This window comes from Streptomyces sp. NPDC058086 (assembly GCF_042885015.1).
Classification (GTDB): domain Bacteria; phylum Actinomycetota; class Actinomycetes; order Streptomycetales; family Streptomycetaceae; genus Streptomyces.
The window spans coordinates 298,831-325,129 of record NZ_JBHVST010000001.1 but is presented as its reverse complement, the minus strand read 5'-3'; the positions used below and the strand labels follow the sequence as shown (position 1 = coordinate 325,129).

The window sequence follows — 26,299 nt, the reverse complement described above, 5'->3', positions numbered from 1 at the left end:
GGGCTCGGGCTGATCCCGCCCGAGCCCAGCGACACCCTCTACTGCCACAATGGGGGAGTGACCCGCGCATCCCTGGACAAGCAGCCGCACGAAGTCGCCTCGATGTTCGACGACGTGGCGGAACGGTACGACCTGACGAACGACGTGCTGTCGCTCGGCCAGGACCGGGTATGGCGTAGGGAGGTCGCGAAGGCGGTCGACGCGCGCCCCGCGCAGAAGATCCTGGACCTGGCGGCCGGTACGGCGACCTCGTCCCTCCCCTTCGCCCGCACCGGCGCCTACGTCGTGCCCTGCGACTTCTCCCTCGGCATGCTCCGGGTCGGCAAGAAGAACCACCCCTGGCTGCCGCTGACCGCGGGCGACGCGACGAAGCTGCCCTTCAAGGACGACACCTTCGACGCGGTGACGATCTCCTTCGGCCTGCGCAACGTCCAGGAGACCGACACGGCGCTGAGCGAGCTGTACCGGGTGACCAAGCCCGGCGGCCGGGTCGTGATCTGCGAGTTCTCGCACCCCACCTGGGCGCCGTTCCGCACGGTCTACACCGAGTACCTGATGCGCGCGCTGCCGCCGGTGGCCCGTGCGGTGTCCTCCAGCCCCGACGCGTACGTCTATCTCGCCGAGTCCATCCGCGCCTGGCCGAACCAGCCCGAGCTCGCCGAGAAGCTGCGCAAGGCCGGCTGGTCGAAGGTGGCCTGGCGGAACCTGACGGGCGGCGTGGTGGCCCTGCACCGGGGCTTCAAGGCCGCCTGACGCCTCTTCCGAGCGAGCGCCCGCCGCCTGACGTGCCCTCCGGGCAAGCGCCGCCGGACGCGTTCTCCGGGCGAGCTGCCGCTCCCGGTTCCGGAGAACGCCTGTCTCACCTGAGTACTTCGAACGGGTCCCCGGGCTCGTCGAGCTCACGGCGCATGCCGCCCGACGGCGGACCCGGCAGCCGCGGCTCCCGCACACCCGCGCCGCCTTCCGCGTCACCGAGGTCGAACCACACGGTGACCACGGCCCCGCGCGGCACCTCGGAGCCGGGCGGCGGATATTGGCGTACGACGTAGTCGACGACGGTGAGATGGAAGTCGGGCCGGTCGGGCGCGGCGAGCAGCACACCTCGCGCGTCGGCCGTCTCGCGTGCGTCCACGGCCATCAGGCCGATGAGCCTCGGCACGCGTACTTCGGGTGTCTTGGGTGTCAGGCGCACGGACGTCACCCCCAGCGGTACCGGAAGGGTAAGCCAGGGCCCGGCCCTTCCGGAAGCCGTCGGGGGGCTGCCAGAAACCGTCGGGGGGCTGCCAGAAACCGTGAGGCGGCCTTCCGGAAGTCGTCAGAGGGCGAGGCGGTAGCAGTGCGCGGGTTCGGCCGTCGTGGGATGGGTGACGACCTCGGCCAGTTCCATGCCGACGCGTCGGGTCACGGCGATGGAGCGCTCGTTGCCCGGTCTGACCATGGCGACGACATCCGAGACGCCCGCCGCGCGCACCCGCTCCAGGGTGGTGAGCGCGGCGGCGGTGACGTACCCCTTGCCCCAATGCGCCCTGCCGAGCCGCCACCCGATCTCGATCTCACCCTTCGGCCCCCACTCGCGAGGCCACGGCTGCGCCCCGGTGAAGCCGAGCACCTCACCCTCCGCGTCGACCAGGGTCCACAGACAGAAACCGAGTTCGGCGTCGTGCCGGCGCTGCCGCGCGGTGAGCTCCTCGTACACCGACAGTTCGGCCGCCTTCCCACCGTGGAACTCCATGACCTCGGGGTCGGCGAAGATCCGGTGCCAGGCGAACGCGTCCTCGTCGGTGGGGACACGCAGCCGTACGTCGGGGAGAGCTCGGTTCACGGGGGGCAACCCTTCAGCCAGGTGATCAGTACCGCTGCATAGACTGCCCATGTCCAGTGCCCGTCAGCACGCAGATTTCGAGTCTTGGGGAGACCCCGCCGTGACCGAGCCCCAACCCCTCTCCGAAAACACCGCAGATGTGATCGTCGTCGGGGCTGGACCAGCCGGTTCCACGACCGCGTACTACCTGGCGAAGGCCGGACTCGACGTCCTGCTCCTGGAGAAGACCGCGTTCCCGAGGGAGAAGGTCTGCGGTGACGGCCTGACCCCGCGCGCCACCAAGCAGCTCGTCTCCATGGGGATCGACATCTCCGAAGAGGCCGGCTGGCTGCGCAACAAGGGCCTGCGCATCATCGGCGGCGGCGTCCGCCTCCAGCTGGACTGGCCGGATCTCGCCTCCTACCCGGACTACGGACTCGTCCGCAAGCGCGACGACTTCGACGAGCAGTTGGCCCGGCAGGCGCAGAAGGCGGGCGCGCGGCTGTACGAGCGCTGCAACGTCGGCGCCCCGATCATCGACGACCGCACCGGCCGCATCACGGGTGTGCACGCGAAGCTGGGCGACGCGGGGGAGAAGCGCGAGGTCACCTTCCACGCGCCGCTGGTCGTCGCCGCCGACGGCAACTCGACCCGCCTGTCATTGGCGATGGGCCTGCACCGCCGCGAGGACCGCCCGATGGGTGTCGCGGTCCGTACGTACTTCACGTCCCCGCGCCACGAGGACGACTACCTGGAGTCCTGGCTGGAGCTGTGGGACCGCCGGGGCGCCGAGGACCGTCTGCTGCCCGGCTACGGCTGGATCTTCGGCATGGGCGACGGCACCTCGAACGTCGGCCTCGGCGTGCTCAACACCTCAGACTCCTTCAAGGAGCTGGACTGGCGCGAGGTCCTGAAGGCCTGGTGCGCGTCCATGCCGGAGGACTGGGGCTACACGCCGGAGAACATGACCGGCCCGATCCGCGGCGCCGCCCTCCCCATGGCCTTCAACCGCCAACCGCACTACACCAAGGGTCTGCTGCTGGTCGGCGACGCCGGCGGCCTGGTCAATCCCTTCAACGGCGAGGGCATCGCCTACGCCATGGAGTCCGGCCAGATCGCCGCGGACGTCATCGTGCAGGCCCACGCCCGCTCGACGCCGAGCCAGCGAGAACTGGCCCTCCAGCGCTACCCCCGTGTCCTCAAGGACACCTACGGCGGCTACTACACCCTCGGCCGCGCCTTCGTGAAGCTCATCGGCAACCCGAAGGTCATGAAGATCGCGACCCAGCGCGGCCTGACCCACCCGCTGCTGATGAAGTTCACCCTCAAGATGCTCGCGAACCTCACGGACCCGACCGGCGGCGACGCGATGGACCGCATCATCAACGGCCTCTCGAAGGTGGCACCGAAGGCCTGATGCCATCACGGGGGCGCCCGGGGGACCTCCGGGGGCCTCCGGGGGCGTTCCGGGGTCGTCCGGGAGCGGCCTTGCCCCCAGGACAGCACGACGAGGCCGCCACCCACTCGGGTGGCGGCCTTCATGCCGTATGACTCACAAGGTCCCGCGACTCAGAGAACGCGCACCGCGCCCGTGGCCGGGTAGCCCGAAAGGTCCTGAATCACCACACCCTTGGAGGGGTTGGCCGCGTCCAGGTACTGGCCGTTACCGATGTACACACCCACGTGGTAAGCCGAACCGGCCGAACCCCAGTACAGGATGTCGCCGACCTGGATGTTGGACAGCGAGACCGGCGTACCGGACGTCGACTGGTCCTGCGAGACGCGCGGCAGGTCGACACCGACCTGCCGGAACGCGGCCTGCACGAGGCCGGAGCAGTCCCAGGCGTTGGGGCCCGTACCGCCCATCACGTACGCGTCGCCGACCTGAGCCTTGAGGAAGGCGATGACGGTGGCGACACTGCCGCTGGCCGGGGCGGAGGCGGTCGAACTCGAGGAGCCCGCGGAGCTGGACAGGACGGTCCGCGTGGACGACCGAGAGGCGGCCTGGGCGGCTGCGGCCTTGCGCGCGTCCTCGGCCTGCTTCTTGGCCTCGGCCTTCTTCTTGGCGTCCGCGAGGTCCGCCTTGGCCTGCTTCGCGGCCTTTGCGGCGGCCGCGTCGCGCTCGGCCTGCAGCTCGTAGTTGGCGGCTGCCTGCTGCGTGGCGTCCGCGGACTGCGCCACCTGAGTGGCCAGGTCGGCCGTCAGGGTGGGCAGTTCGAGGGTCTGGGTCACGGGCTCGGCAGCGTTCGCCGAACCAGCCGCACCGGCCACGGCCAAGGTGCTGAGAACGCCACCGGCAACTCCGGCGCGCATCGCTAGCGTCGACGCGTTGCGGCGGGGCTTCCGGTGGTTGCGTATGTGAGCGGTGTGGGACATGAGTACAACCGGTATCAGGGACTCCCTCATACCTTCAAGAAACGTGTGGTGCGCCACAGTTGTTCAATCCGCGGCCGAATCCGGGGCGCGTCACTTCTTATTGACGCCGTAACGGGCATTCTGGACAGAGGTGATCAAGCCTGTGATCATGCTGTTTCCGTATTACGTCCGAATTGCCCTCTGCCTACCACTGGTTGCAGCCTGTGGCCAAGACCGGCTTATCCGACCCATAGGTCGATGTGACGCAGGTCACGGAACGGTCACCGGGCTAGCGGCGTCTCGCGCGCACCTCCTGACTGCCCCGTGCTCGTGAACGCATGCACGCGCCGATGCTCGTCCACACCGTCCACACCCCTCCCCCTGATGTGTGAACGCGCTCCTCTATCAAGCCCCCGCGTCCAGCACCAATTTGCATGCGTCGGAAGTCTCTTGATATTGAGACGCCGCCCCGGACCTGTGGTGACGAGCGGAAATGTCACATCTGGTGATCGCACGGACGCTTCGCGTATGAAGATCACTGCTCATCCGACTTCATGATCGTTCGTCAGGTGGTGGAGATCACAAAGCTTGTGCAATACCCCGTGTCGCAGATCACAGACCGGCGGGCATAAGATGCGAGGCAGTTGGGCTTGTGACCTGCTTCACATGTACGCGATCTTCGTCGGGACGCACGGGGTTCGTGGGACGGGTGGGGCAGAAGTGCTTGCCTGACGCAACCGCCAGCAGTCAGTGCCGACTGAGAGGAGCGAGGAGCGTGAACGCGTATGCGCCGATCCTCGTACTGGGAGCCCTCGGGGCAGGCTTTGCGATCTTCTCCGTGGTCATGGCCACGCTTATCGGTCCAAAGCGATACAACCGGGCCAAGCTCGAGGCCTACGAGTGCGGTATCGAGCCGACCCCCACGCCGGCCGGCGGCGGGCGCTTCCCCATCAAGTACTACCTGACGGCGATGCTCTTCATCGTCTTCGACATCGAGATCGTCTTCCTCTACCCCTGGGCCGTCACCTTCGACGCCCTGGGTGTTTTCGGGCTCGTGGAGATGCTGCTCTTCGTGCTCACCGTCTTCGTCGCGTACGCGTACGTATGGCGGCGCGGCGGCCTGGAATGGGACTGAGGGGCCTTTAAGACATGGGACTCGAAGAAAAGCTGCCGAGCGGATTCCTGCTGACCACCGTCGAGCAGGCCGCGGGCTGGGTGCGCAAGGCGTCCGTCTTCCCCGCCACGTTCGGACTCGCCTGCTGCGCCATCGAGATGATGACGACCGGCGCGGGCCGCTACGACCTCGCGCGCTTCGGCATGGAGGTCTTCCGCGGCTCACCGCGCCAGGCCGACCTCATGATCGTGGCCGGCCGCGTCAGTCAGAAGATGGCGCCGGTACTGCGGCAGGTCTATGACCAGATGCCCAACCCCAAGTGGGTGATCTCCATGGGGGTCTGTGCCTCATCGGGTGGAATGTTCAACAACTACGCCATTGTGCAGGGCGTCGACCACATCGTCCCGGTCGACATCTATTTGCCCGGCTGTCCGCCGCGCCCCGAGATGCTGATGGACGCGATCCTCAAGCTCCACCAGAAGATCCAGACCTCCAAGCTCGGCGTGAACGCCGAGGAGGCGGCCCGCGAGGCGGAGGAAGCGGCGCTCAAGGCGCTCCCCACCATCGAGATGAAGGGCCTGCTGCGGTGAGCGACGCGAACGGCAACGGGGTGAACCCCGAGAAGGACCTCGGCGCCTCCAACCTCCCCGGCCAGCGCGGCGAGGGCGGCGAGGAGATCCGCGTCCAGCGCGGCATGTTCGGCGCCAACAACGGCGGCGACACCACCGGCTACGGAGGCCTGGTCCGCTCCGTCCGGCTCCCCGGCCCGGCCACCCGCCCCTACGGCGGCTGGTTCGACGAGGTCGCCGACGAACTGGAAGGCGCCCTGGAGGAACAGGGACTCGTCCCCGACAACGCCATCGAGAAGACGATCGTCGACCGCGACGAGCTCACGTTCCACATCGAACGCGAGTACCTGCTTCGGGTCGCCCAGACCCTCCGCGACGACCCGGCTCTCCGCTTCGAACTGTGCACGGGGGTGAGCGCAGTGCACTACCCGAGCGACAAGGGCCGGGAGCTGCACGCCGTCTATCACCTGCGTTCGATCACCCACAACCGGCTGATCCGCCTCGAAGTCAGCGCCCCCGACGCCGACCCGCACGTCCCCTCGCTCGTCTCCGTCTACCCGACGAACGACTGGCACGAGCGCGAGACGTACGACTTCTTCGGCCTGATCTTCGACGGCCACCCGGCCCTGACGCGGATCATGATGCCGGACGACTGGCAGGGCCACCCGCAGCGCAAGGACTACCCCCTCGGTGGCATCCCCATCGAGTACAAGGGCGCCCAGATCCCTGCTCCGGACCAGCGGAGGTCGTACTCATGAGCACGCAGACCCCTTCTTCCGGCGCGTCCGCCGCGGCGGCGCGGGAGACGACCGAGGGCACCGTATATACGGTCACCGGCGGCGACTGGGACGAGATCGCCCAGTCCGCGGCGAAGTCCGACGACGAGCGCATCATCGTCAACATGGGCCCGCAGCACCCGTCCACCCACGGCGTGCTCCGGCTGATCCTGGAGATCGACGGCGAGACGGTCACCGAGGCCCGCTGCGGCATCGGCTACCTCCACACCGGCATCGAGAAGAACCTCGAGTTCCGCACGTGGACCCAGGGCACCACGTTCGTGACGCGCATGGACTATCTGACGCCGTTCTTCAACGAGACGGCCTACTGTCTCGCCGTCGAGAAACTCCTCGGCATCGAGGACCAGATCCCCGACCGCGCCTCGATCATCCGCGTCCTCCTGATGGAGCTGAACCGAATCTCCTCCCACCTGGTGTGCATCGCCACCGGAGGCATGGAACTCGGCGCCACCACGATCATGATCTACGGCTTCCGTGATCGTGAACTCATTCTCGACATCTACGAGCTGATCACCGGCCTGCGGATGAACCACGCGTACATCCGCCCCGGCGGACTCGCCCAGGACCTGCCGCCCGGCGCGGTGGACCAGATCCGCGAGTTCGTGAAGAAGATGCACAAGAACCTTCCCGAGTACGACAAGCTCGCCACCGGGAACCCCATCTTCAAGGCCCGTATGCAGGACGTCGGCTACCTCGACCTGGCCGGCTGCATGGCCCTCGGCGCCACCGGCCCGATCCTGCGCTCCGCGGGCCTGCCGCACGACCTGCGCAAGGCCCAGCCGTACTGCGGCTACGAGACGTACGACTTCGAGATCCCGACCGCCGACACCTGCGACTCCTACGGGCGCTTCCTGATCCGCCTGGAGGAAATGCGCCAGTCGCTGCACATCGTCGAGCAGTGCCTGGACCGGCTGCAGCCCGGCCCGGTCATGGTCGCCGACAAGAAGATCGCCTGGCCCGCCCAGCTCGCACTGGGCCCCGACGGTCTCGGCAACTCCCTCGACCACATCAAGAAGATCATGGGCACCTCCATGGAGGCCCTGATCCACCACTTCAAGCTGGTGACCGAGGGCTTCCGCGTCCCGCCGGGACAGGCGTACGCGGCGGTCGAGTCGCCCAAGGGCGAGCTCGGGGTGCACGCCGTGTCCGACGGAGGCACCCGCCCCTACCGGGTCCACTTCCGCGACCCGTCCTTCACCAATCTGCAGGCCATGGCGGCGATGTGCGAGGGCGGCCAGGTCGCCGACGTCATCGTCGCCGTCGCGTCCATCGACCCCGTGATGGGAGGCGTCGACCGGTGACCACCACCCCCGAGGGCGTCAGCCTGGGCATGCCCCAACTGCCTGCGCCCGACTATCCGGACGACGTTCGAGCCCGGCTCGAAGCGGACGCGCGCGAGATCGTCGCCCGCTACCCGGACTCCCGTTCGGCGCTCCTTCCGTTGCTGCATCTCGTGCAGTCGGAGGAGGGCCACGTCACGCGCACGGGGCAGCGGTTCTGTGCCGACGTACTGAACCTGACCACGGCCGAGGTCACCGCCGTTGCGACCTTCTACTCGATGTACCGGCGCAAGCCGAGCGGTGACTACCAGGTGGGTGTGTGCACCAACACCCTGTGCGCGGTCATGGGCGGCGACGCGATCTTCGAGGCCCTGCAGGACCACCTGGGCGTCGGCAACGGCGAGACCACCGACGACGGCAAGGTCACGCTGGAGCACATCGAGTGCAACGCGGCCTGCGACTTCGCGCCGGTCGTGATGGTCAACTGGGAGTTCTTCGACAACCAGACCGTGGCCTCCGCGAAGCGCCTCGTCGACGACCTGCGCACGGGAGCACAGGTCGCACCCACCCGCGGCGCCCCCTTGTGCAGCTTCAAGGACACCGCGCGGATCCTGGCGGGCTTCCCCGACGAGCGCGAGGGAGCCGTGGAGGCGGGCGGCAGCGCGGGCCCCGCCTCACTGATCGGTCTCCGCCTGGCCAAGGGGGAGAGCGTCCACGCGCGCGTGGTCCACCCACGAGGCGGCGGGGCACCGCAGGACCAGCCGCCGGCCGAGCACCTGAGCTCGCACGACGCGCCGCAGGACACATCGGCCTCTGATCCGTCGCACCCGGCGGGTCCCGCAGCCGAGGAGGGGGAGTGATGACGTTGGCACCCGAGATCGACGAGACCAGCCCGGAGAAGCTGCTCGCACCCGTGCTGTCGGCCTTCTGGGACGAGGAGAAGTCCTGGACGCTGGACGTCTACCGGAGGCACGAGGGGTACGAGGGGCTGCGCAAGGCGCTGGCCATGTCGCCGGACGACCTGATCGCGTACGTCAAGGACTCCGGTCTGCGCGGCCGGGGCGGCGCGGGATTCCCCACCGGAATGAAGTGGCAGTTCATTCCTCAGGGCGATGGCAAACCTCACTATCTAGTTGTCAACGCCGACGAATCGGAGCCGGGAACCTGCAAGGACATCCCGCTCCTCTTCGCGAACCCGCACAGCCTCATCGAGGGCATGGTGATCGCGTGTTATGCCATCCGGTCTTCGCATGCGTTCATCTATCTCCGCGGTGAAGTCGTCCCCGTATTGCGGCGGTTGCACGAGGCCGTCCGAGAGGCCTACGAGGCGGGCTACCTGGGCGAGAACATCCTGGGCAGCGGACTCGACCTCAAGCTCACCGTGCACGCGGGCGCGGGCGCGTACATCTGCGGTGAGGAGACCGCACTGCTCGACTCGCTCGAAGGCCGCCGTGGTCAACCGCGGCTCCGTCCCCCCTTCCCAGCCGTCGCGGGCCTCTATGCGTGCCCGACTGTGGTGAATAACGTCGAGTCGATCGCGTCAGTTCCCGCCATTCTCCGAAAAGGCAAGGAATGGTTCAGGTCGATGGGCAGCGAGAAGTCCCCGGGCTTCACGCTCTACTCGCTCAGCGGCCATGTCGCCAGCCCCGGCCAGTACGAAGCTCCGCTCGGCATCACGCTCCGTCAACTCCTCGAGATGAGCGGCGGGATGCGCCCCGGCCACCGGTTGAAGTTCTGGACGCCGGGCGGCTCCTCGACCCCGATGTTCACCGACGAGCACCTCGACGTCCCTCTTGATTACGAAGGAGTGGGTGCCGCGGGTTCCATGCTCGGCACAAAAGCACTCCAGTGCTTCGACGAGACGACCTGCGTCGTGCGGGCGGTCACCCGGTGGACCGAGTTCTACGCCCACGAGTCCTGCGGCAAGTGCACACCCTGCCGCGAAGGAACCTACTGGCTCGTGCAGTTGCTGCGCGACATCGAGGCCGGCAAGGGCGTCATGTCGGACCTCGACAAGCTCAACGACATCGCCGACAACATCAATGGCAAGTCGTTCTGCGCCCTCGGCGACGGCGCCGCCTCGCCGATCTTCTCCTCGCTCAAGTACTTCCGCGGGGAGTACGAGGAGCACATCACGGGCCGCGGCTGCCCCTTTGATCCGGCCAAGTCCACCGCTTGGGCCGACCGCACGGAGGTGAACGCATGACGGTGACCACCAGCGCTCCCTCGGGAGGGGGAGAGGCGGCGGTTCCGCCGGAGGATCTCGTCTCGCTGACGATCGACGGAGCCGAGATCAGCGTGCCCAAGGGCACCCTGGTCATCCGGGCCGCCGAACAGCTCGGCATCGAGATCCCCCGATTCTGCGACCATCCGCTGCTCGACCCGGCCGGCGCCTGCCGCCAGTGCATCGTCGAGGTCGAGGGCCAGCGCAAGCCCATGGCGTCCTGCACGATCACGTGTACGGACGGAATGGTGGTGAAGACTCACCTCACCTCGCCCGCCGCCGAAAAGGCCCAGCACGGTGTGATGGAGCTGCTGCTCATCAACCACCCGCTGGACTGCCCGGTCTGCGACAAGGGCGGCGAGTGCCCGCTGCAGAACCAGGCGATGTCGCACGGCAACGCCGAATCCCGCTTCGAGGGCAAGAAGCGGACCTACGAGAAGCCGGTCCCGATCTCCACGCAGGTGCTGCTCGACCGCGAGCGGTGCGTGCTGTGCGCCCGCTGCACCCGCTTCTCCAACCAGATCGCGGGCGACCCGATGATCGAGCTGATCGAGCGGGGCGCGCTCCAGCAGGTCGGCACCGGCGAGGGCGACCCGTTCGAGTCGTACTTCTCCGGGAACACCATCCAGATCTGCCCGGTGGGCGCGCTGACCTCAGCGGCGTATCGCTTCCGCTCGCGTCCGTTCGACCTCGTCTCCTCGCACTCGGTGTGCGAGCACTGCGCGGGCGGCTGCGCGACCCGCACCGACCACCGGCGCGGCAAGGTCATGCGGCGCCTGGCCTCCCCCGACCCCGAGGTCAACGAGGAGTGGCTCTGCGACAAGGGACGGTTCGGGTTCCGGTACGCGCAGCAGCGTGACCGGCTCGACACACCCCTGGTACGGGGTGAGTCGGGTGAACTGGAGCCCGCTTCCTGGCCCGAGGCCCTGGAGGCGGCGGCTCGAGGCCTGTCGGCGGCACGCGGCCGGACCGGCGTCCTGACCGGTGGCCGCCTCACAATCGAGGACGCCTACGCCTACAGCAAGTTCGCGCGCGTGGCCCTCGACACGAACGACATCGACTTCCGCGCGCGTGTGCACAGCGCCGAGGAGGCCGACTTCCTGGCCTCCCGGGTCGCCGGACACGGACGGGACCTCGACGGTACGGGCCTGACCTACACCTCTTTGGAGAAGGCGCCCGCCGTCCTGCTCGTCGGCTTCGAGGCCGAGGAGGAGGCGCCCGGAGTCTTCCTGCGGCTGCGCAAGGCCTGGCGCGGACACGGACAGAAGACCTTCTCGCTCGCCACGTACGCGACACGCGGCCTGGACAAGGCGGGCGGCACGCTGCTGCCCGCCGCGCCCGGTACCGAGACCGAGTGGCTGGACGCCCTCGCGAGCGGCGTCGGTCTGGAGGGCGACGGTGCCAAGGCCGCCGAGGCGCTGCACACCGAGGGCGCGGTGATCGTCGTCGGCGAGCGGCTCGCGGGCGTGGCGGGCGGACTCACCGCCGCCGTACGGGCCGCGTCCGCGACCGGCGCCACACTGGTGTGGATCCCGCGCCGGGCCGGGGAGCGCGGCGCGATCGAGGCGGGCGCGCTGCCGTCGCTGCTGCCGGGCGGGCGTCCGGCCACCGACCCACGCGCGCGGGAGGAGGTCGCGGCCGCCTGGGGCGTCTCCGAGCTCCCGCACCGCTACGGGCGCGACACGGGCCAGATCGTCGAGGCCGCCGTCGGCGGGGAGCTGCGAGCCCTGGTGGTGGCGGGCGTGGAGGTCGCCGACCTTCCCGACCCGGCACGCGCGCGTGCGGCCCTTTCCGAAGTCGGCTTCCTTGTGTCGCTCGAACTGCGGCCCGGCGAGGTCACCGAGCACGCGGATGTCGTCCTCCCGGTGGCCGCGGTCGCCGAGAAGGCGGGCGCCTTCCTGAACTGGGAAGGCAGGGTGCGCTTCTTCGAGGCCGCCCTCAAGCCCGACCAGATGACCCGCCGCCTGGCGCCCACCGACGCGCGCGTCCTGCAGATGCTCGCCGACGCCATGGACGTACACCTGGGTCTGCCGGATCTGCGCACCACGCGCGGGGAGCTGGACCGGCTCGGTCCCTGGGGTGGCCTGCGGGCCACCGGGCCCGTGGAGATCGCGGCATCGCTGCCGCGTCCCGCCGCGGGGGAGGCCGTGCTCGCGGGCCACCGGCTGCTGCTCGACCAGGGACGTCTCCAGGAAGGCGACGATGCGCTCGCCGGGACCCGGCATGCCGCACGCGCGCGTGTGTCGGCCGCCACGGCCGCCGAGGCGGGCGTCAAGGAAGGCGACCTCCTCGCGGTCACCAGCATCGCCGGAACCGTCGAACTCCCGCTGCAGATCACCGAGATGCCCGACCGCGTGGTCTGGCTCCCGCTGAACTCCACCGGAGGGGGCGTCGCCTCCGACACGGGGGCGCTGCCCGGCGCACTCGTCCGCATCGGCCCGGCGACGCTCGCCACCGAGGCCCCCAAGGAGGTGGAGGCATGACGCCGTACCTCGCCGCTGAAGACCTCTCCATGTTCGGCCGCGACCCCTGGTGGCTGGTCGTCGTCAAGGCGGTCTTCTGCTTCGCCTTCCTGATGGTGACCGTGCTCTTCTCCATCGTGTGGGAGCGCAAGGTCGTCGCCTGGATGCAGCTGCGCATCGGACCCAACCGGCACGGCCCCTGGGGCATGCTCCAGTCGCTCGCCGACGGCGTCAAACTGATGCTCAAGGAAGACGTCATCGTCAAACGCGCGGACAAGGTGGTCTACGTCCTCGCGCCGATCGTCGCGGCCATCCCGGCCTTCATGGCGATCGCGGTGATCCCCTTCGGACCCGCCGACAACGAGATCTCGATCTTCGGCCATCGCACCACGATGCAGCTCACGGACCTGCCGATCGCGATGCTCTACATCCTCGCGGTCGCCTCGGTGGGCATCTACGGGATCGTGCTGGCGGGTTGGAGTTCTGGATCCACCTACCCGCTGCTGGGCGGTCTGCGGTCCTGCGCGCAGATGATCTCGTACGAGATCGCCATGGGCGCCGCCTTCGCCTCGGTGTTCCTCTACTCCGGGTCGATGTCGACCTCGACGATCGTCGAACAGCAGCACGACCGCTGGTACATCATCCTGCTGCCGGTCTCGTTCGTGATCTACATCATCACAATGGTCGGCGAGACCAACCGCGCCCCCTTCGACATGCCGGAGTCCGAGGGCGACCTCGTCGGCGGTTTCAACACCGAGTACTCGTCCATCAAGTTCGCGCTGTTCATGCTCGCCGAGTACGTGAACATGGTGACGGTCTCGGCCGTGTCGACCACGCTCTTCCTGGGCGGCTGGCGGGCCCCGTGGCCCATCAGCACCTTCTGGGAGGGTGCCAACCACGGCTGGTGGCCGATGCTCTGGTTCGTGGTGAAGGTGCAGTTGCTGCTGTTCTTCTTCATCTGGCTGCGCGGCACGCTGCCGCGCGTCCGCTACGACCAGCTGATGAAGCTCGGCTGGAAGGTCCTCATCCCGGTCTCCGTGGTCTGGCTGATGCTCGTCGCGACCGTACGGACCCTCAGGAACGAGAACTACGACTTCGCCGACATCGCCCTGTACGTCGGCGGTGGCGTCCTCGTGCTGCTGCTGCTCTCGTTCGCCGTGGACATCTTCCGCGACAAACAGGGAGCGCAGGAAGCGCCTGCCGAGCCCGCGGCCTTCGACCCGATGGCCGGTGGATTCCCGGTGCCGCCACTGCCGGGACAGGAGCTGCCACCCGTGCCACGGCGCCGCCCGCGCCGCGAGCGCGAGTTGATTGTCAGTGGCGGGTCCGATACTGCGAGTGACGGATCGAATGGCGGAACTCGTGACGGAAAGGAGGGGTCCGATGGCTGAGGAGCCGAAGGAGACCAAGCCCGGTTTCCAGAACCCCGTCGCCGGCTTCGGCGTGACCTTCAAGGCCATGTTCAAGAAGCGCCTGACGGAGCAGTACCCGGAGCAGCAGAAGACCACCGCCCCGCGGTTCCACGGCCGGCACCAGCTCAACCGCCACCCGGACGGTCTGGAGAAGTGCGTCGGCTGCGAGCTGTGCGCCTGGGCCTGCCCCGCGGACGCCATCTATGTGGAGGGCGCGGACAACACCGACGAGGAGCGCTACTCGCCGGGCGAGCGGTACGGCCGTGTCTACCAGATCAACTACGCCCGCTGCATCCTGTGCGGCCTGTGCATCGAGGCGTGCCCCACCCGCGCGCTCACGATGACGAACGAGTTCGAGCTCGCCGACTCCAGCCGCGCCAACCTCATCTACACCAAGGAGCAGCTGCTCGCCGGGCTCGACGAGGGCATGGTCGACACACCGCACTCGATCTTCCCCGGCACGGATGAGCAGGACTACTACCAGGGTCTGGTGACCGAGGCGGCGCCGGGCACGCAGCGCCAAGTCGCCGTCTCCAAGGGTGAGAAGCCCACGGAAGAGGGGGTGGGGGCATGAGCGCGCAGCTCGCCGCCTACTCCACCTCCACCGGAGAGGCCTTCCAGTTCTGGGTCCTCGGCACGGTCGCTGTGATCGGCGCCCTGTGCACCGTCTTCATGAAGAAGACCGTGCACAGCGCGCTCTGTCTCGCCGGCACCATGATCATCCTGGCGGTGTTCTACCTCGCCAACGGCGCCTACTTCCTGGGCGTCGTGCAGATCGTCGTCTACACCGGCGCGATCATGATGCTGTTCCTCTTCGTGGTCATGCTCGTCGGTGTCACCGCGGCGGACTCCCTGAAGGAGACCATCAAGGGGCAGCGCTGGCTGGCCCTGGTGTGCGGACTCGGCTTCGGTGTCCTGCTGATCGCGGGCATCGGCAACGCGTCCCTGAAGGACTTCAACGGCCTGAGCAAGGCCAACGCGAACGGGAACGTGGAGGGCCTCGCCGCCCTCATCTTCACGAAGTACGTGTTCGCCTTCGAAATCACCGGCGCCCTGCTCATCACCGCTGCCGTCGGCGCGATGGTGCTCACGCACCGCGAGCGCACCGAGCGCGCCAAGACCCAGCGCGAGCTGTCCGAGCAGCGCGTACGGGAAGGCAAGCACGTACCGCCGCTGCCGGCCCCCGGTGTCTACGCCCGGCACAACGCGGTGGACATCGCTGGCCTCCTCCCGGACGGCACCCCGTCCGAGCTGACCGTCAGCAAGACGCTGCGGGACCGCGGCCAGATCCGTGACGTGTCCACCGAGGCGCTGAGCGATCTGAAGGCGCTGGAGCAGCGAGCCGAAGAACGCCTGGAGCGCACGAAGACGGAGGAGGCGTCCAAGTGAACCCGGTCAACTACCTCTATCTCGCCGCCCTGTTGTTCACGATCGGCGCCACCGGCGTGCTGATCAGACGCAACGCGATCGTGGTGTTCATGTGCGTCGAGCTCATGCTCAACGCCTGCAACCTCGCGTTCGTCGTCTTCTCCCGCCTGCACGGCAATCTCGACGGCCAGATCATCGCCTTCTTCACGATGGTCGTCGCCGCCGCGGAGGTCGTGGTCGGGCTCGCGATCATCGTGTCGCTCTTCCGTTCCCGCCACTCGGCCTCGGTCGACGACGCCAGCCTGATGAAGCTGTAAGGGGTCGCTGAATCGTGGAGAACCTGATTGCGCTGCTGGTAGCGGCGCCTCTGCTCGGAGCGGCCGTACTGCTGTGCGGCGGCCGGCGGCTCGATGCCGTCGGCCAATGGATCGGCACGGCGCTCGCGGCCGCGTCCTTCGTGATCGGCGCGATCCTCTTCGTCGACATGCTGGGCAAGAGCGCGGACCACCGGGCCATGAGCCAGTACCTGTTCAGCTGGGTCCCCGTCGAGGGCTTCCAGGCGGACGTCTCCTTCCAGCTCGACCAGCTGTCGATGACGTTCGTCCTGCTGATCACCGGCGTCGGCTCACTGATCCACCTGTACTCGATCGGGTACATGGAGCACGACGAGCGGCGCCGCCGCTTCTTCGGCTACCTGAACCTGTTCCTCGCGGCGATGCTGCTGCTCGTCCTCGCCGACAACTACCTGCTGCTGTACGTCGGCTGGGAGGGCGTCGGCCTCGCCTCGTACCTGCTGATCGGCTTCTGGCAGCACAAGCCCAGCGCCGCCACCGCCGCGAAGAAGGCCTTCCTGGTCAACCGCGTCGGCGACATGGGCCTGTCGATCGCCATCATGCTGATGTTCACCACCTTCGGGTCCTTCGCCTTCGGGCCGGTGCTCGGTACCGAGGGGCACCCGGGGCTCGTCGGTGGCGCGACCGAGGGCAAGCTCACCGCTGTCGCCCTGATGCTGCTGCTCGCCGCCTGCGGCAAGTCCGCCCAGGTGCCGCTGCAGTCCTGGCTCGGAGACGCGATGGAGGGCCCGACCCCGGTCTCGGCCCTCATCCACGCCGCGACCATGGTGACCGCGGGTGTCTACCTGATCGTCCGCTCCGCCGCGATCTTCAACGCCGCGCCCGACGCCCAGCTCGTCGTCACCGTGGTCGGCGCCGTCACACTCCTGTTCGGTGCGATCGTCGGTTGTGCGAAGGACGACATCAAGAAGGCGCTCGCCGGATCGACGATGTCGCAGATCGGCTACATGGTGCTGGCCGCGGGCCTCGGCCCCATCGGCTACGTCTTCGCGATCATGCACCTGGTGACGCACGGCTTCTTCAAGGCCGGACTGTTCCTCGGCGCCGGCTCGGTCATGCACGGCATGAACGACGAGGTCGACATGCGCAAGTACGGCGGCCTCCGCACATACATGCCGATCACCTTCGTCACCTTCGGCCTCGGCTATCTTGCCATCATCGGCTTCCCGGGCCTGTCCGGCTTCTTCTCCAAGGACAAGATCATCGAGGCGGCCTTCGCGAAGGGCGGCACCGAGGGCTGGATCCTCGGCGGGGCGGCCCTGCTGGGCGCGGCCATCACGGCGTACTACATGACCCGCGTGATGATCATGACCTTCTTCGGGGAGAAGCGCTGGCAGCCGGACGCCGAAGGCCATGAGCCGCACCCGCACGAGTCCCCGCGGTCCATGACGATCCCCATGATCGTGCTGGCCTTCGGATCGGTCTTCGCGGGCGGTTTCTTCAGCATCGGCGACCGCTTCCTCAACTGGCTGGAGCCGGTCACCGGGCACTCGGAGGGCAACTCGCCCGTCAGCGCCCTCACCGTCACGCTGGCCACCATGGTGCTGCTCGTCGTCGGCGCCGGAATCGCGTACGCCCAGTACGGGCGCAGCCCCGTCCCGGTCGTCGCCCCGCGCGGTTCCCTGCTCACCCGGGCCGCCCGGCGCGACCTGCTCCAGGACGACTTCAACCACGTCGTGCTGGTACGCGGCGGGGAGCACCTCACCCGCTCCCTGGTGTACGTCGACCACACCCTGGTCGACGGGGTCGTCAACGGCACCGCGGCCTCCATGGGCGGCCTCTCCGGGCGGCTGCGCAAGTTGCAGAACGGCTATGCGCGCAGTTACGCGGTCTCGATGTTCGGCGGTGTGGCGATCCTCGTCGCCGCGACCCTGCTGATGAGGGCGGTCTGATACCGATGTCCTTTCCTCTGCTGACAGCGACGGCGGCGCTCCCGGCGATCGGGGCGATCGCCACGGCCGCCGTGCCGGCCGCGCAACGCGTCGCCGCCAAGTGGCTGGCGCTGCTCGTCTCGCTCGCCACGCTCGTCCTGGCCGCGATCGTGCTCGTACGCTTCGACCCCGGCGGCGACCGCTACCAGCTCACCGAATCCCATGCCTGGATCAAGGACTTCGGAGTGCGGTACGAGCTGGGCGTGGACGGCATCGGGGTGGCGCTCGTCGCGCTGACCGCGCTGCTGATCCCGTTCGTGATCCTGGCGGGCTGGCACGACGCCGACCCGCAGGAGACAGGAAACAGGCGCTGGCGGCCGACCCAGGGCTTCTTCGGCCTGATCCTGGCCGTCGAGGCGATGGTGATCATCTCCTTCGAGGCCACCGACGTCTTCCTCTTCTACATCTTCTTCGAAGCCATGCTGATCCCGATGTACTTCCTCATCGGCGGCTTCGGTGACCGTGCCCACGAGCACGGGGACGACGCGGCGGCGACCCAACGCTCGTACGCCGCGGTGAAGTTCCTCCTTTACAACCTGGTCGGCGGCCTGATCATGCTGGCCGCCGTCATCGGCCTCTACGTAGTGGCCGGAAACTTCTCGCTCCAGGAGATCGTGCAGGCCCGCGCCAGCGGATCGCTGCACATGGCGACCAGCACGGAGCGGTGGCTGTTCCTCGGCTTCTTCTTCGCGTTCGCGGTGAAGGCGCCCCTGTGGCCGCTGCACACCTGGCTGCCCAACGCCATGGGAGAGGCCACGGCCCCGGTCGCGGTACTGATCACGGCGGTGGTCGACAAGGTCGGCACCTTCGCGATGCTCCGCTTCTGCCTCCAGCTCTTCCCGGAGGCGAGCAAGTGGGCGACGCCGGTCATCCTCGTCCTCGCCCTCATCAGCATCATCTACGGGGCGCTGCTCGCGGTCGGCCAGCGGGACATCAAGCGGCTGGTGGCGTACGCGTCGATCTCGCACTTCGGGTTCATCATCCTGGGCATCTTCGCGATGACCAGCCAGGGCCAGTCGGGCGCGACGCTCTACATGGTCAACCACGGGATCTCGACCGCCGCCCTGATGCTGGTGGCGGGCTTCCTGATCTCGCGGCGCGGCTCGCGTCTGATCGCCGACTACGGAGGGGTGCAGAAAGTCGCCCCGGTGCTCGCGGGCACCTTCCTGATCGGCGGCCTCGCGACCCTCTCGCTCCCCGGACTCGCGCCCTTCGTGAGTGAATTCCTGGTCCTGGTGGGCGCGTTCGAGCGCTACCCGGCCGTCGGCATCGTCGCCACCTTCGGCATCGTCCTCGCCGCGCTCTACACGCTCGTCCTCTATCAGCGGACGATGACGGGCCCGGTGAAGGCGGAGGTCGCCGAAATGCCCGACCTCAGGGTGCGTGAGCTCCTGGTGGTCGCCCCGCTGATCGCCCTGCTGATCTTCCTGGGCGTCTATCCGAAGCCGGTCACCGACATCGTCAACCCGGCGGTCCAGCAGACCATGTCCGACGTCCATAAGACGGACCCCAAGCCCGAGGTGGAGGCGGCCAAGTGAGCGCAGCAGCCGTCCACAGCCTGTGGACAACCGCGGCCGAACCGATCTCCAAGATCAACGCGCCGAAGATCGAATATGGACAATTGTCGCCCACCCTGATCGTGATCGGGGCGGCGCTCGTAGGGGTGCTCGTCGAGGCCTTCGTGCCGCGCAAGTTCCGCTACTACACACAGGTCTTCCTGTCCGTCGTCGCGCTCGCCGCCGCCTTCGCCGCGGTGATCGCACTGGCGGCGGGCGGATACGGCACCACAAAGGCGCATATCGCGGCCATGGGCGCGATCGCCGTCGACGGACCGTCCCTGTTCCTGCAGGGCACGATCCTGCTGGCGGGCATCCTCGGTGTCTTCACCTTCGCCGAGCGACGGCTCGACCCGGAGGCGCACGGCAACCGCGTCGACTCGTTCGCCGCACAGGCCGCCTCCGTGCCCGGCAGCGACAGCGAGAAGGCCGCGGTGAAGGCCGGGTTCACCACCACCGAGGTGTTCCCGCTGCTGCTCTTCGCGATCGGCGGCATGCTGGTCTTCCCGTCGGCCAACGACCTGCTGACGCTGTTCATCGCGCTGGAAGTCTTCTCGCTGCCCCTCTACCTGCTGTGCGCCGTGGCCCGCCGCAAGCGGCTCATGTCGCAGGAGGCCGCGGTCAAGTACTTCCTGCTCGGCGCCTTCGCCTCCGCGTTCACCCTCTTCGGTATCGCCCTGCTCTACGGCTACGCGGGCTCCGTGTCGTATGCGACGATCGCGCAGGTCGTGGACGGCACGATCCCGAACGTCGACCTGGCGCTCGCCGGCACCATGGGCAACGACGTGCTGCTGCTCATCGGCGCCGCGATGGTCGTCATGGGCCTGCTCTTCAAGGTCGGCGCGGTGCCGTTCCACATGTGGACGCCCGACGTCTACCAGGGCGCGCCCACACCGGTCACCGGCTTCATGGCCGCGGCGACGAAGGTGGCCGCCTTCGGGGCGCTGCTGCGACTGCTGTACGTCGTCCTGCCGGGCCTGCGCTGGGACTGGCGGCCGGTCATGTGGGCCATCGCGATCGTCACCATGCTGGGCGGTGCGATCGTCGCGATCACCCAGACCGACATCAAGCGGCTCCTGGCGTACTCGTCCATCGCGCACGCCGGATTCATCCTCGCGGGCGTCATCGCGACCTCGCCGGACGGCGTCTCGTCGGTCCTCTTCTACCTGGGCGCGTACTCGTTCGTGACGATCGGGGCCTTCGCGGTCGTGACCCTGGTCCGGGACGCGGGCGGCGAGGCCACGCACCTGTCCAAGTGGGCGGGCCTCGGACGCCGCTCCCCGCTGGTGGCGGCAGTCTTCGCGGTCTTCCTGCTGGCGTTCGCGGGCATCCCGCTGACCTCCGGCTTCGCCGGGAAGTTCGCCGTATTCAAGGCGGCGGCGGAGGGCGGCGCGGGACCGCTGGTCGTGGTCGGTGTGATCTCGTCGGCGATCGCGGCGTTCTTCTACATCCGCGTGATCGTGCTCATGTTCTTCAGCGAGCCCCGGCCGGAGGGACCGACGGTCGCCGTGCCCTCGCCGCTGACCATGACGGCGATCGGGTTCGGCGTGGCGGTCACGCTGGTGCTCGGTGTGGCGCCGCAGTACTTCCTGAACCTGGCGAGCCAGGCGGGAGTCTTCGTCCGCTGAACCACGCACGGGCCGGGCCCCGCTCCCTCCTCGTGAGGGAGCGGGGCCCGAGCTGTGATCAGCCCATCGGCCCGTCGAGCTTCCGCCCTCCGAACATCGAGGGTCTGTCGTCGCTCGTCTTCAGCTACCGGTCGGCGTCCGGAACGATCCACTCCACCCCGACGAGCTCGCGCTTCCCGTGCTGCCCGTCCTCATAGAGGAGAGATGCGGGCTTCGCCGGGTCGACCGAGCCGAAGAGGGACTCATTGAAGTAGTGGTAGCCCATGTTGCCGTGGCCCCCTGAGTCCGAGGAGCACGGATGGGGGACGTATCCGTCGGCGATGGCGATCGACTCATCGAGGTACTTCGCGGCGAGGGCGGTCCTGAGGGGACGCTGGGACATGGGACATGCGGGGGCTCCTAGAGGCGTGAGAGGCATACGTGACGGTGCCGGTCCGTCGGTCGCGGGCCCGCTCCTCCCGCCCGAGCAGCATGTTCCCGGCTGGAGAGGCGTCGGCATGCGAGTGGGGCCAACGGATTGAACGCGCGCAGGGCGCGCCGTGCGGGGGAGTGAGACCGGCGGGACGCGAGTGCGTAGGGAAGCCGATCGGTCGCAGCCTGTGGATAACTCTCGGGCTGTCGGCGCGGACCCCTATCGTGGACGCAGTGGTCGAGGCGCGACGTACGGGGGACAGGACGATGGGCGGGACGGGTGTGATGACCGAAGCGGACGCGACGGGGACGCTGGGCGAGAGCGAGGCACTGGCCACGCTCCACCGGGTCTTCGGGTACGACGCCTTCCGCGGCGAGCAGGAAGCGATCATCGAGCACGTGGTGGCGGGCGGTGACGCTGTCGTCCTGATGCCGACGGGTGGCGGCAAGTCGCTCTGCTACCAGATTCCGGCCCTGGTCAGACCGGGTACGGGAGTCGTGGTCTCGCCCCTCATCGCGCTGATGCAGGATCAGGTGGACGCGCTGCGCGCGCTGGGCGTGCGCGCCGGGTTCATGAACTCCACGCAGGACTTCGACGAGCGGCGCGTGGTGGAGGCCGAGTTCCTGTCGGGGGAGCTCGACGTGCTCTACCTGGCCCCGGAGCGGCTGCGTCTGGAGACCACGCTGGACCTGCTGTCACGCGGGAAGATCTCCGTCTTCGCGATCGACGAGGCGCACTGCGTGGCCCAGTGGGGCCACGACTTCCGCCCCGACTATCTGGCGCTCTCACTGCTCGGCGAGCGCTGGCCGGACGTCCCGCGTATCGCGCTGACGGCCACGGCCACCCGCGCGACGCACAAGGAGATCACCCAGCGCCTGGCCATGCCGACCGCCCGTCACTTCGAGGCGAGCTTCGACCGTCCCAACATCCAGTACCGGATCGTCCCGAAGGCCGACCCCAAGAAGCAGCTGCTGTCCTTCCTGCGCGACGAGCACGCGGGCGACGCGGGCATCGTGTACTGCCTCTCGCGCAACTCGGTCGAGAAGACGGCCGAGTTCCTCTCCCGCAACGGCGTCGAGGCGGTGCCGTACCACGCGGGTCTTGACGCGGGCACCCGCGCCACCCACCAGTCGCGCTTCCTGCGCGAAGAGGGCCTGGTCGTGGTCGCCACCATCGCCTTCGGCATGGGTATCGACAAGCCGGACGTGCGGTTCGTCGCCCACCTCGACCTGCCCAAGTCGGTCGAGGGCTACTACCAGGAGACGGGACGCGCGGGCCGTGACGGACTGCCGTCCACCGCATGGATGGCGTACGGGCTTCAGGACGTCGTCCAGCAGCGCAAAATGATCCAGGGCTCCGAGGGCGACGAGGCGTTCCGCCGCCGGGCCGCCTCCCACCTGGACTCGATGCTGGCCCTGTGCGAGACGGTCCAGTGCCGGCGCTCCCAGCTCCTCGCCTACTTCGGCCAGGACCCGCACACCCCGGCATGCGGCAACTGCGACACGTGCCTCGCACCGCCCGAGACCTCGGACGGCACGGTCGTGGCACAGAAGCTGCTGTCCACGGTGGTACGGCTGCAGCGAGAGCGCGGACAGAAGTTCGGTGCCGGCCAGATCATCGACATCCTGCTGGGGCGGCGCACCGCCAAGGTGATCCAGTTCGATCACGACCAGCTGTCCGTGTTCGGCATCGGTGAGGACCTCGCCGAGTCCGAATGGCGCGGCGTGGTGAGGCAGTTGCTGGCGCAAGGCCTGCTCGCGGTCGAGGGCGAGTACGGGACGCTGGTGCTGACCGAGGAGAGCGGGACGGTGCTGCGGCGCGAGCGCGAGGTGCCGCTCCGCAAGGAGCCGCCGAAGCCGACCGTCTCCCGCTCGTCCTCCCGGGGCGAGCGCAAGGCCAAGGCCGCTGCGGCCGACCTGCCCCAGGAGCTCGTCCCCGCCTTCGAGGCCCTGCGCTCCTGGCGCGCCGAACAGGCCAAGGAACAGGGCGTCCCGGCGTACGTCATCTTCCACGACGCCACGCTCCGGGAGATCGCCACGGTGTGGCCCACCTCGGTCGAAGGACTCGGCGGCATCAGCGGGGTGGGCGAGAAGAAGCTCGCGACGTACGGAGAGGGCGTGGTCGGAGTGCTCGCCTCCCTGGGCGGCGGCGCCCCCGGAGCAGCACCGGCTCCCGCGGCCGGTGAGGCACCGGACCCGGACTGGCCCGAGATGGACGCGGAACCCGAGCCGGAGGACTGGACATAGGGCGTCCCGGCCCTCTGCCCGACGCTGTGATCACAGGGCCCGTGACGCGTACGCCCTGACGTCCGCGTCGGAGTCCGCCGTGGCCGTGGCCAGGGCCGCGCGGGCGCCCTCGTCGATCGCGGAGTGCCGTACGAGGGCCAGGACCGCCGCCTTGCGGACGTCGGCGTTCGGGTCTTCCAGGGACCGGGCGAGCGCCGGGACGGCGACCCCGGCCTCCGCGGCGGACAGCGCGGTCGCGGCGCCGGAGCGCACCTGCCAGGCGGGGTCGGCCTGAGCGGCGACGGCACGCGCGGCCAGGGACGCGGGGCAGCCGGTGACGGCCAGCGTCGCGAAGGCCGCTGCCCGGGCCAGAGCGTCCGGGTCGGTGGTGAGCCGGTCGAGGGTGTCCTCGACGAGCTTTCCCGGGGTCACGTTGGCGAGGGCCTTGGCCACCGTGACGCGGACCTCGCGGGACGGGTCGGTCGCTGCCCGGCTCAGGGGCTCCGTGGCGTCGACGGAGACCAGGGCGCGCACGGCTTCGACGCGGACGGCGGTTTCGGGATCGGCGAGGGCGTTCGCGAACAGTTGCGCGTCGCCCAGGCGCAGCGCGCGCAGGACGTCCAGGGCGGCGGCGCGTACGACGGGATCGTCCTCGGTCAAGGCGGCGGCGAGGCCCTCGCGCAGGTCCGGCTCGGCCGGCAGGGTCTCCACCAGCTCGCGCAGCGAGGCCGCGGCGGTGGCCCGGACGTCGCCGTGCGGGTCCCGGAGTGCGGCGGCGAGGGCGGGACCGGTGCCGGGCGGCACGGTCTCGGTGAGGACGCCGACGGCCGAGTGTCGGACAGCGGGGGACGGGTCGTCCAAGTAGGGCAGCAGCGCGCTGAGTTCGGGCTCGTGTTCCGTGAGGGTGAGGAGTGCGAGGAGGCGGGGCGAGGTGCCGCCGCCGGTGTGGTCGAGTCCCCTGCCGTCGGGATCGGTGACGGCGACCGTGACGGAAGGGGGCGCCGAGGCCACCGGCGCGGCGTCTCGTGCCCCCGCCGTGGCGACCGCCTCCGGGTGGACCTCGCCGAGGTGTCGGGAGGGGCCGCCCGTCGGGGCGAAGTCGGGAACCGGGACGAGATAGGGGGCCACGGGACGGGCCGTGAACTCCATGGAGCCGGAGGGGGACTTGTGCAGGTCGAGGTGGTGGAACCAGGAGTCGTCGTCGCGCGTGGGATGGTCCGTGCGGTCGTGGTACAGGCCCCAGCGGGACTCCGTGCGGGCCAGGGAGGCGCGGGCCGCCATCTCCGCGCAGTCGCGGATGAACGTGACCTCGGCGCACCGCATCAGCTCGTGCGGAGTACGGGCACCCATCTCCGCGATGTCCGTGCGCATCCGTTCGAACGCCTCCAGGGCGAGGGAGAGCCGGGCGCCGGACTTCGGCGGTGCCACGTAGTCGTTCACGAAGCGGCGGAGTTTGTACTCGACCTGGGACTGCGGGGGTCCGTCCGGGTGGTGCAACGGGCGGTAGACCAGTTCGTGCGCGTCGCGCAGCTGGTCCTGAGGCAACTCGCCCTCGTAGGGCTTGTACTGGGCGGCGTCCGCTCCCGCGAGGTCGCCGAAGACGAACGCGCCGATCATGTAGTTGTGGGGGACACAGGCCAGATCCCCGGCGGCGTACAGGCGGGGCACGGTCGTACGGGCGTGGTCGTCGACCCGTACGCCCGAAGCGGAGTGGCCGCCGCACAGGCCGATCTCGGAGATGTGCATCTCGATGTCATGGGTGCGGTAGTCGTGGCCGCGACCGGCGTGGAAGGTACCGCGCGTGGGGCGTTCGGTGGTGTGCAGGATGGACTCGAGGGCGCTGATCGACTCCTCGGGGAGGTGGCTGAGCTTGAGGTACACCGGGCCCCGGTCCGAGGCGATCTCGGCGGCGAACTCGGCCATCATCTGGCCCGACCAGTAGTCGGAGTCGACGAAGCGTTCGCCGTGCCGGTTGACCTGGTAGCCGCCGAAGGGGTTGGCGACGTAGGCGCAGGCGGGACCGTTGTAGTCCTTGATCAGCGGGTTGATCTGGAAGCACTCGATGCCGGTGAGTTCGGCGCCGGCGTGATAGGCCATGGCGTAGCCGTCACCGGCGTTGGTGGGGTTCTCGTACGTGCCGTAGAGGTAGCCGGAGGCGGGCAGGCCGAGGCGGCCGCAGGCGCCGGTCGCGAGGATCACCGCCCCGGCGCGTACGGAGACGAACCGCCCCGTGCGGGTGTTGAAGCCCGCGGCACCCACCGCACGCCCCTCCGCCGTGAGGACCCGTACCGGCATCACCCGGTTCTCGATGCGGATGCGCTCGCGCATCTCGCGGCGCCGCAACTGCCGGTAGAGGACCTTCTTGACGTCCTTGCCCTCGGGCATCGGCAGCACGTACGAGCCGGAGCGGTGCACCTGGCGGACCGCGTACTCACCGTGCTCGTCCTTCTCGAACTTCACGCCGTACGACTCCAGGCGCCGCACCATCGCGAAGCCGCGGGTCGCGGTCTGGCGGACGGTGGACTGGTCGACGATGCCGTCGTTGGCGCGGGTGATCTCGGCGACATAGTCGTCGGGTTCGGCGCGGCCGGGGATGACCGCGTTGTTGACGCCGTCCATGCCCATGGCGAGCGCGCCGGAGTGGCGGACGTGGGCCTTCTCCAGGAGGAGGACGTCGGCCCCGTGCTCGGCGGCGGTGAGGGCCGCCATCGTGCCGGCCGTGCCGCCGCCGATGACGAGTACGTCGCAGGACAGCTCTTCGGCGTCCGCGAGCGCGGGGATCTCCACGAGGGTGTCCACGAGGGTGTCCACG

General features: G+C 69.0%; 22 protein-coding genes. 17 read left to right on the top strand and 5 right to left on the bottom strand.

Annotated features, from left to right (window positions below; translation table 11 throughout):
• The first annotated feature begins 57 nt into the window (after positions 1–57).
• The gene (locus ACFVWD_RS01525; protein ID WP_389593252.1) at positions 58–753 is read left to right on the top strand and encodes a demethylmenaquinone methyltransferase; all 696 of its coding nucleotides are present in this window, start codon (positions 58–60) and stop codon (positions 751–753) included.
• 106 nt (positions 754–859) lie between these two features.
• Here ACFVWD_RS01525 and ACFVWD_RS01520 read toward each other — a convergent pair whose 3' ends face one another.
• Both ACFVWD_RS01520 and ACFVWD_RS01515 read right to left on the bottom strand, forming a co-directional pair.
• Positions 860–1,192, bottom strand: a complete 333-nt coding sequence (locus ACFVWD_RS01520; RefSeq protein WP_054232190.1) for a PASTA domain-containing protein — start codon at positions 1,190–1,192, stop codon at positions 860–862.
• A 123-nt stretch (positions 1,193–1,315) separates the two neighbouring features.
• Positions 1,316–1,822 (bottom strand): GNAT family N-acetyltransferase, encoded by a 507-nt coding sequence (locus tag ACFVWD_RS01515; RefSeq protein WP_389593227.1) that lies wholly within the window; start codon positions 1,820–1,822, stop codon positions 1,316–1,318.
• A gap of 100 nt (positions 1,823–1,922) precedes the next feature.
• On the opposite strand from ACFVWD_RS01515, the gene ACFVWD_RS01510 reads away from it, so the two are divergent.
• Positions 1,923–3,218 (top strand): geranylgeranyl reductase family protein, encoded by a 1,296-nt coding sequence (locus ACFVWD_RS01510; protein ID WP_060901542.1) that lies wholly within the window; start codon positions 1,923–1,925, stop codon positions 3,216–3,218.
• A gap of 152 nt (positions 3,219–3,370) precedes the next feature.
• Here the strand turns inward: ACFVWD_RS01510 and ACFVWD_RS01505 are convergent, their stop codons facing one another.
• Positions 3,371–4,207: a C40 family peptidase gene (locus ACFVWD_RS01505; RefSeq protein ID WP_389593226.1), complete on the bottom strand. Its 837-nt coding sequence runs from the start codon at positions 4,205–4,207 to the stop codon at positions 3,371–3,373.
• Positions 4,208–4,931: 724 nt separating this feature from the next.
• On the opposite strand from ACFVWD_RS01505, the gene ACFVWD_RS01500 reads away from it, so the two are divergent.
• From ACFVWD_RS01500 to nuoN, 14 genes are read left to right on the top strand one after another with little or no spacing between them, the layout of a single operon-like run.
• A complete protein-coding gene (locus ACFVWD_RS01500) occupies positions 4,932–5,291 on the top strand; it encodes an NADH-quinone oxidoreductase subunit A (RefSeq protein ID WP_007383963.1) in 360 nt (119 codons plus the stop codon).
• Positions 5,292–5,305: 14 nt separating this feature from the next.
• Positions 5,306–5,860 (top strand): NADH-quinone oxidoreductase subunit B family protein, encoded by a 555-nt coding sequence (locus ACFVWD_RS01495; RefSeq protein ID WP_003998928.1) that lies wholly within the window; start codon positions 5,306–5,308, stop codon positions 5,858–5,860.
• Complete coding sequence (locus ACFVWD_RS01490) at positions 5,857–6,597, top strand: NADH-quinone oxidoreductase subunit C (protein ID WP_385370711.1); 741 nt, start codon at positions 5,857–5,859, stop codon at positions 6,595–6,597. Before ACFVWD_RS01495 ends, ACFVWD_RS01490 begins: the two co-directional genes overlap by 4 nt.
• Positions 6,594–7,937 carry an NADH-quinone oxidoreductase subunit D gene (locus ACFVWD_RS01485; RefSeq protein WP_389593225.1) on the top strand — a complete coding sequence of 448 codons (1,344 nt, stop codon included), beginning with the start codon at positions 6,594–6,596 and terminating at the stop codon, positions 7,935–7,937. Before ACFVWD_RS01490 ends, ACFVWD_RS01485 begins: the two co-directional genes overlap by 4 nt.
• Positions 7,938–7,966: 29 nt before the next feature.
• Positions 7,967–8,776, top strand: coding sequence for an NADH-quinone oxidoreductase subunit NuoE (gene nuoE / locus ACFVWD_RS01480; protein ID WP_101403667.1), 810 nt, complete (start codon positions 7,967–7,969; stop codon positions 8,774–8,776).
• Entirely contained in the window at positions 8,773–10,122 is a 1,350-nt protein-coding gene (gene nuoF, locus ACFVWD_RS01475; RefSeq protein ID WP_389593224.1) for an NADH-quinone oxidoreductase subunit NuoF, read from the top strand. Before nuoE ends, nuoF begins: the two co-directional genes overlap by 4 nt.
• Entirely contained in the window at positions 10,119–12,623 is a 2,505-nt protein-coding gene (locus ACFVWD_RS01470) for an NADH-quinone oxidoreductase subunit G (protein ID WP_389593223.1), read from the top strand. The genes nuoF and ACFVWD_RS01470 overlap by 4 nt, the downstream gene beginning before the upstream one ends.
• Positions 12,620–13,993 carry an NADH-quinone oxidoreductase subunit NuoH gene (nuoH, locus tag ACFVWD_RS01465; RefSeq protein ID WP_389593221.1) on the top strand — a complete coding sequence of 458 codons (1,374 nt, stop codon included), beginning with the start codon at positions 12,620–12,622 and terminating at the stop codon, positions 13,991–13,993. Before ACFVWD_RS01470 ends, nuoH begins: the two co-directional genes overlap by 4 nt.
• Positions 13,986–14,588: an NADH-quinone oxidoreductase subunit NuoI gene (nuoI, locus tag ACFVWD_RS01460; protein ID WP_168510170.1), complete on the top strand. Its 603-nt coding sequence runs from the start codon at positions 13,986–13,988 to the stop codon at positions 14,586–14,588. The genes nuoH and nuoI overlap by 8 nt, the downstream gene beginning before the upstream one ends.
• Entirely contained in the window at positions 14,585–15,403 is an 819-nt protein-coding gene (locus ACFVWD_RS01455) for an NADH-quinone oxidoreductase subunit J (protein ID WP_168510172.1), read from the top strand. The genes nuoI and ACFVWD_RS01455 overlap by 4 nt, the downstream gene beginning before the upstream one ends.
• Positions 15,400–15,699 (top strand): NADH-quinone oxidoreductase subunit NuoK, encoded by a 300-nt coding sequence (gene nuoK, locus ACFVWD_RS01450; RefSeq protein WP_095853175.1) that lies wholly within the window; start codon positions 15,400–15,402, stop codon positions 15,697–15,699. The genes ACFVWD_RS01455 and nuoK overlap by 4 nt, the downstream gene beginning before the upstream one ends.
• A gap of 14 nt (positions 15,700–15,713) precedes the next feature.
• Positions 15,714–17,627, top strand: coding sequence for an NADH-quinone oxidoreductase subunit L (nuoL, locus tag ACFVWD_RS01445; RefSeq protein WP_389593219.1), 1,914 nt, complete (start codon positions 15,714–15,716; stop codon positions 17,625–17,627).
• A 5-nt stretch (positions 17,628–17,632) separates the two neighbouring features.
• The gene (locus ACFVWD_RS01440) at positions 17,633–19,204 is read left to right on the top strand and encodes an NADH-quinone oxidoreductase subunit M (RefSeq protein WP_389593217.1); all 1,572 of its coding nucleotides are present in this window, start codon (positions 17,633–17,635) and stop codon (positions 19,202–19,204) included.
• Positions 19,201–20,850, top strand: coding sequence for an NADH-quinone oxidoreductase subunit NuoN (gene nuoN, locus ACFVWD_RS01435; RefSeq protein WP_389593216.1), 1,650 nt, complete (start codon positions 19,201–19,203; stop codon positions 20,848–20,850). Before ACFVWD_RS01440 ends, nuoN begins: the two co-directional genes overlap by 4 nt.
• Positions 20,851–20,974: 124 nt before the next feature.
• Here the strand turns inward: nuoN and ACFVWD_RS01430 are convergent, their stop codons facing one another.
• Positions 20,975–21,232 carry a hypothetical protein gene (locus tag ACFVWD_RS01430; protein ID WP_389593215.1) on the bottom strand — a complete coding sequence of 86 codons (258 nt, stop codon included), beginning with the start codon at positions 21,230–21,232 and terminating at the stop codon, positions 20,975–20,977.
• 296 nt (positions 21,233–21,528) lie between these two features.
• On the opposite strand from ACFVWD_RS01430, the gene recQ reads away from it, so the two are divergent.
• Positions 21,529–23,508 carry a DNA helicase RecQ gene (gene recQ / locus ACFVWD_RS01425; RefSeq protein WP_389593250.1) on the top strand — a complete coding sequence of 660 codons (1,980 nt, stop codon included), beginning with the start codon at positions 21,529–21,531 and terminating at the stop codon, positions 23,506–23,508.
• 30 nt (positions 23,509–23,538) lie between these two features.
• On the opposite strand, the gene ACFVWD_RS01420 is transcribed toward recQ, so the two are convergent.
• Positions 23,539–26,298: a fumarate reductase/succinate dehydrogenase flavoprotein subunit gene (locus ACFVWD_RS01420; RefSeq protein ID WP_389593213.1), complete on the bottom strand. Its 2,760-nt coding sequence runs from the start codon at positions 26,296–26,298 to the stop codon at positions 23,539–23,541.
• Position 26,299 lies beyond the last annotated feature (1 nt).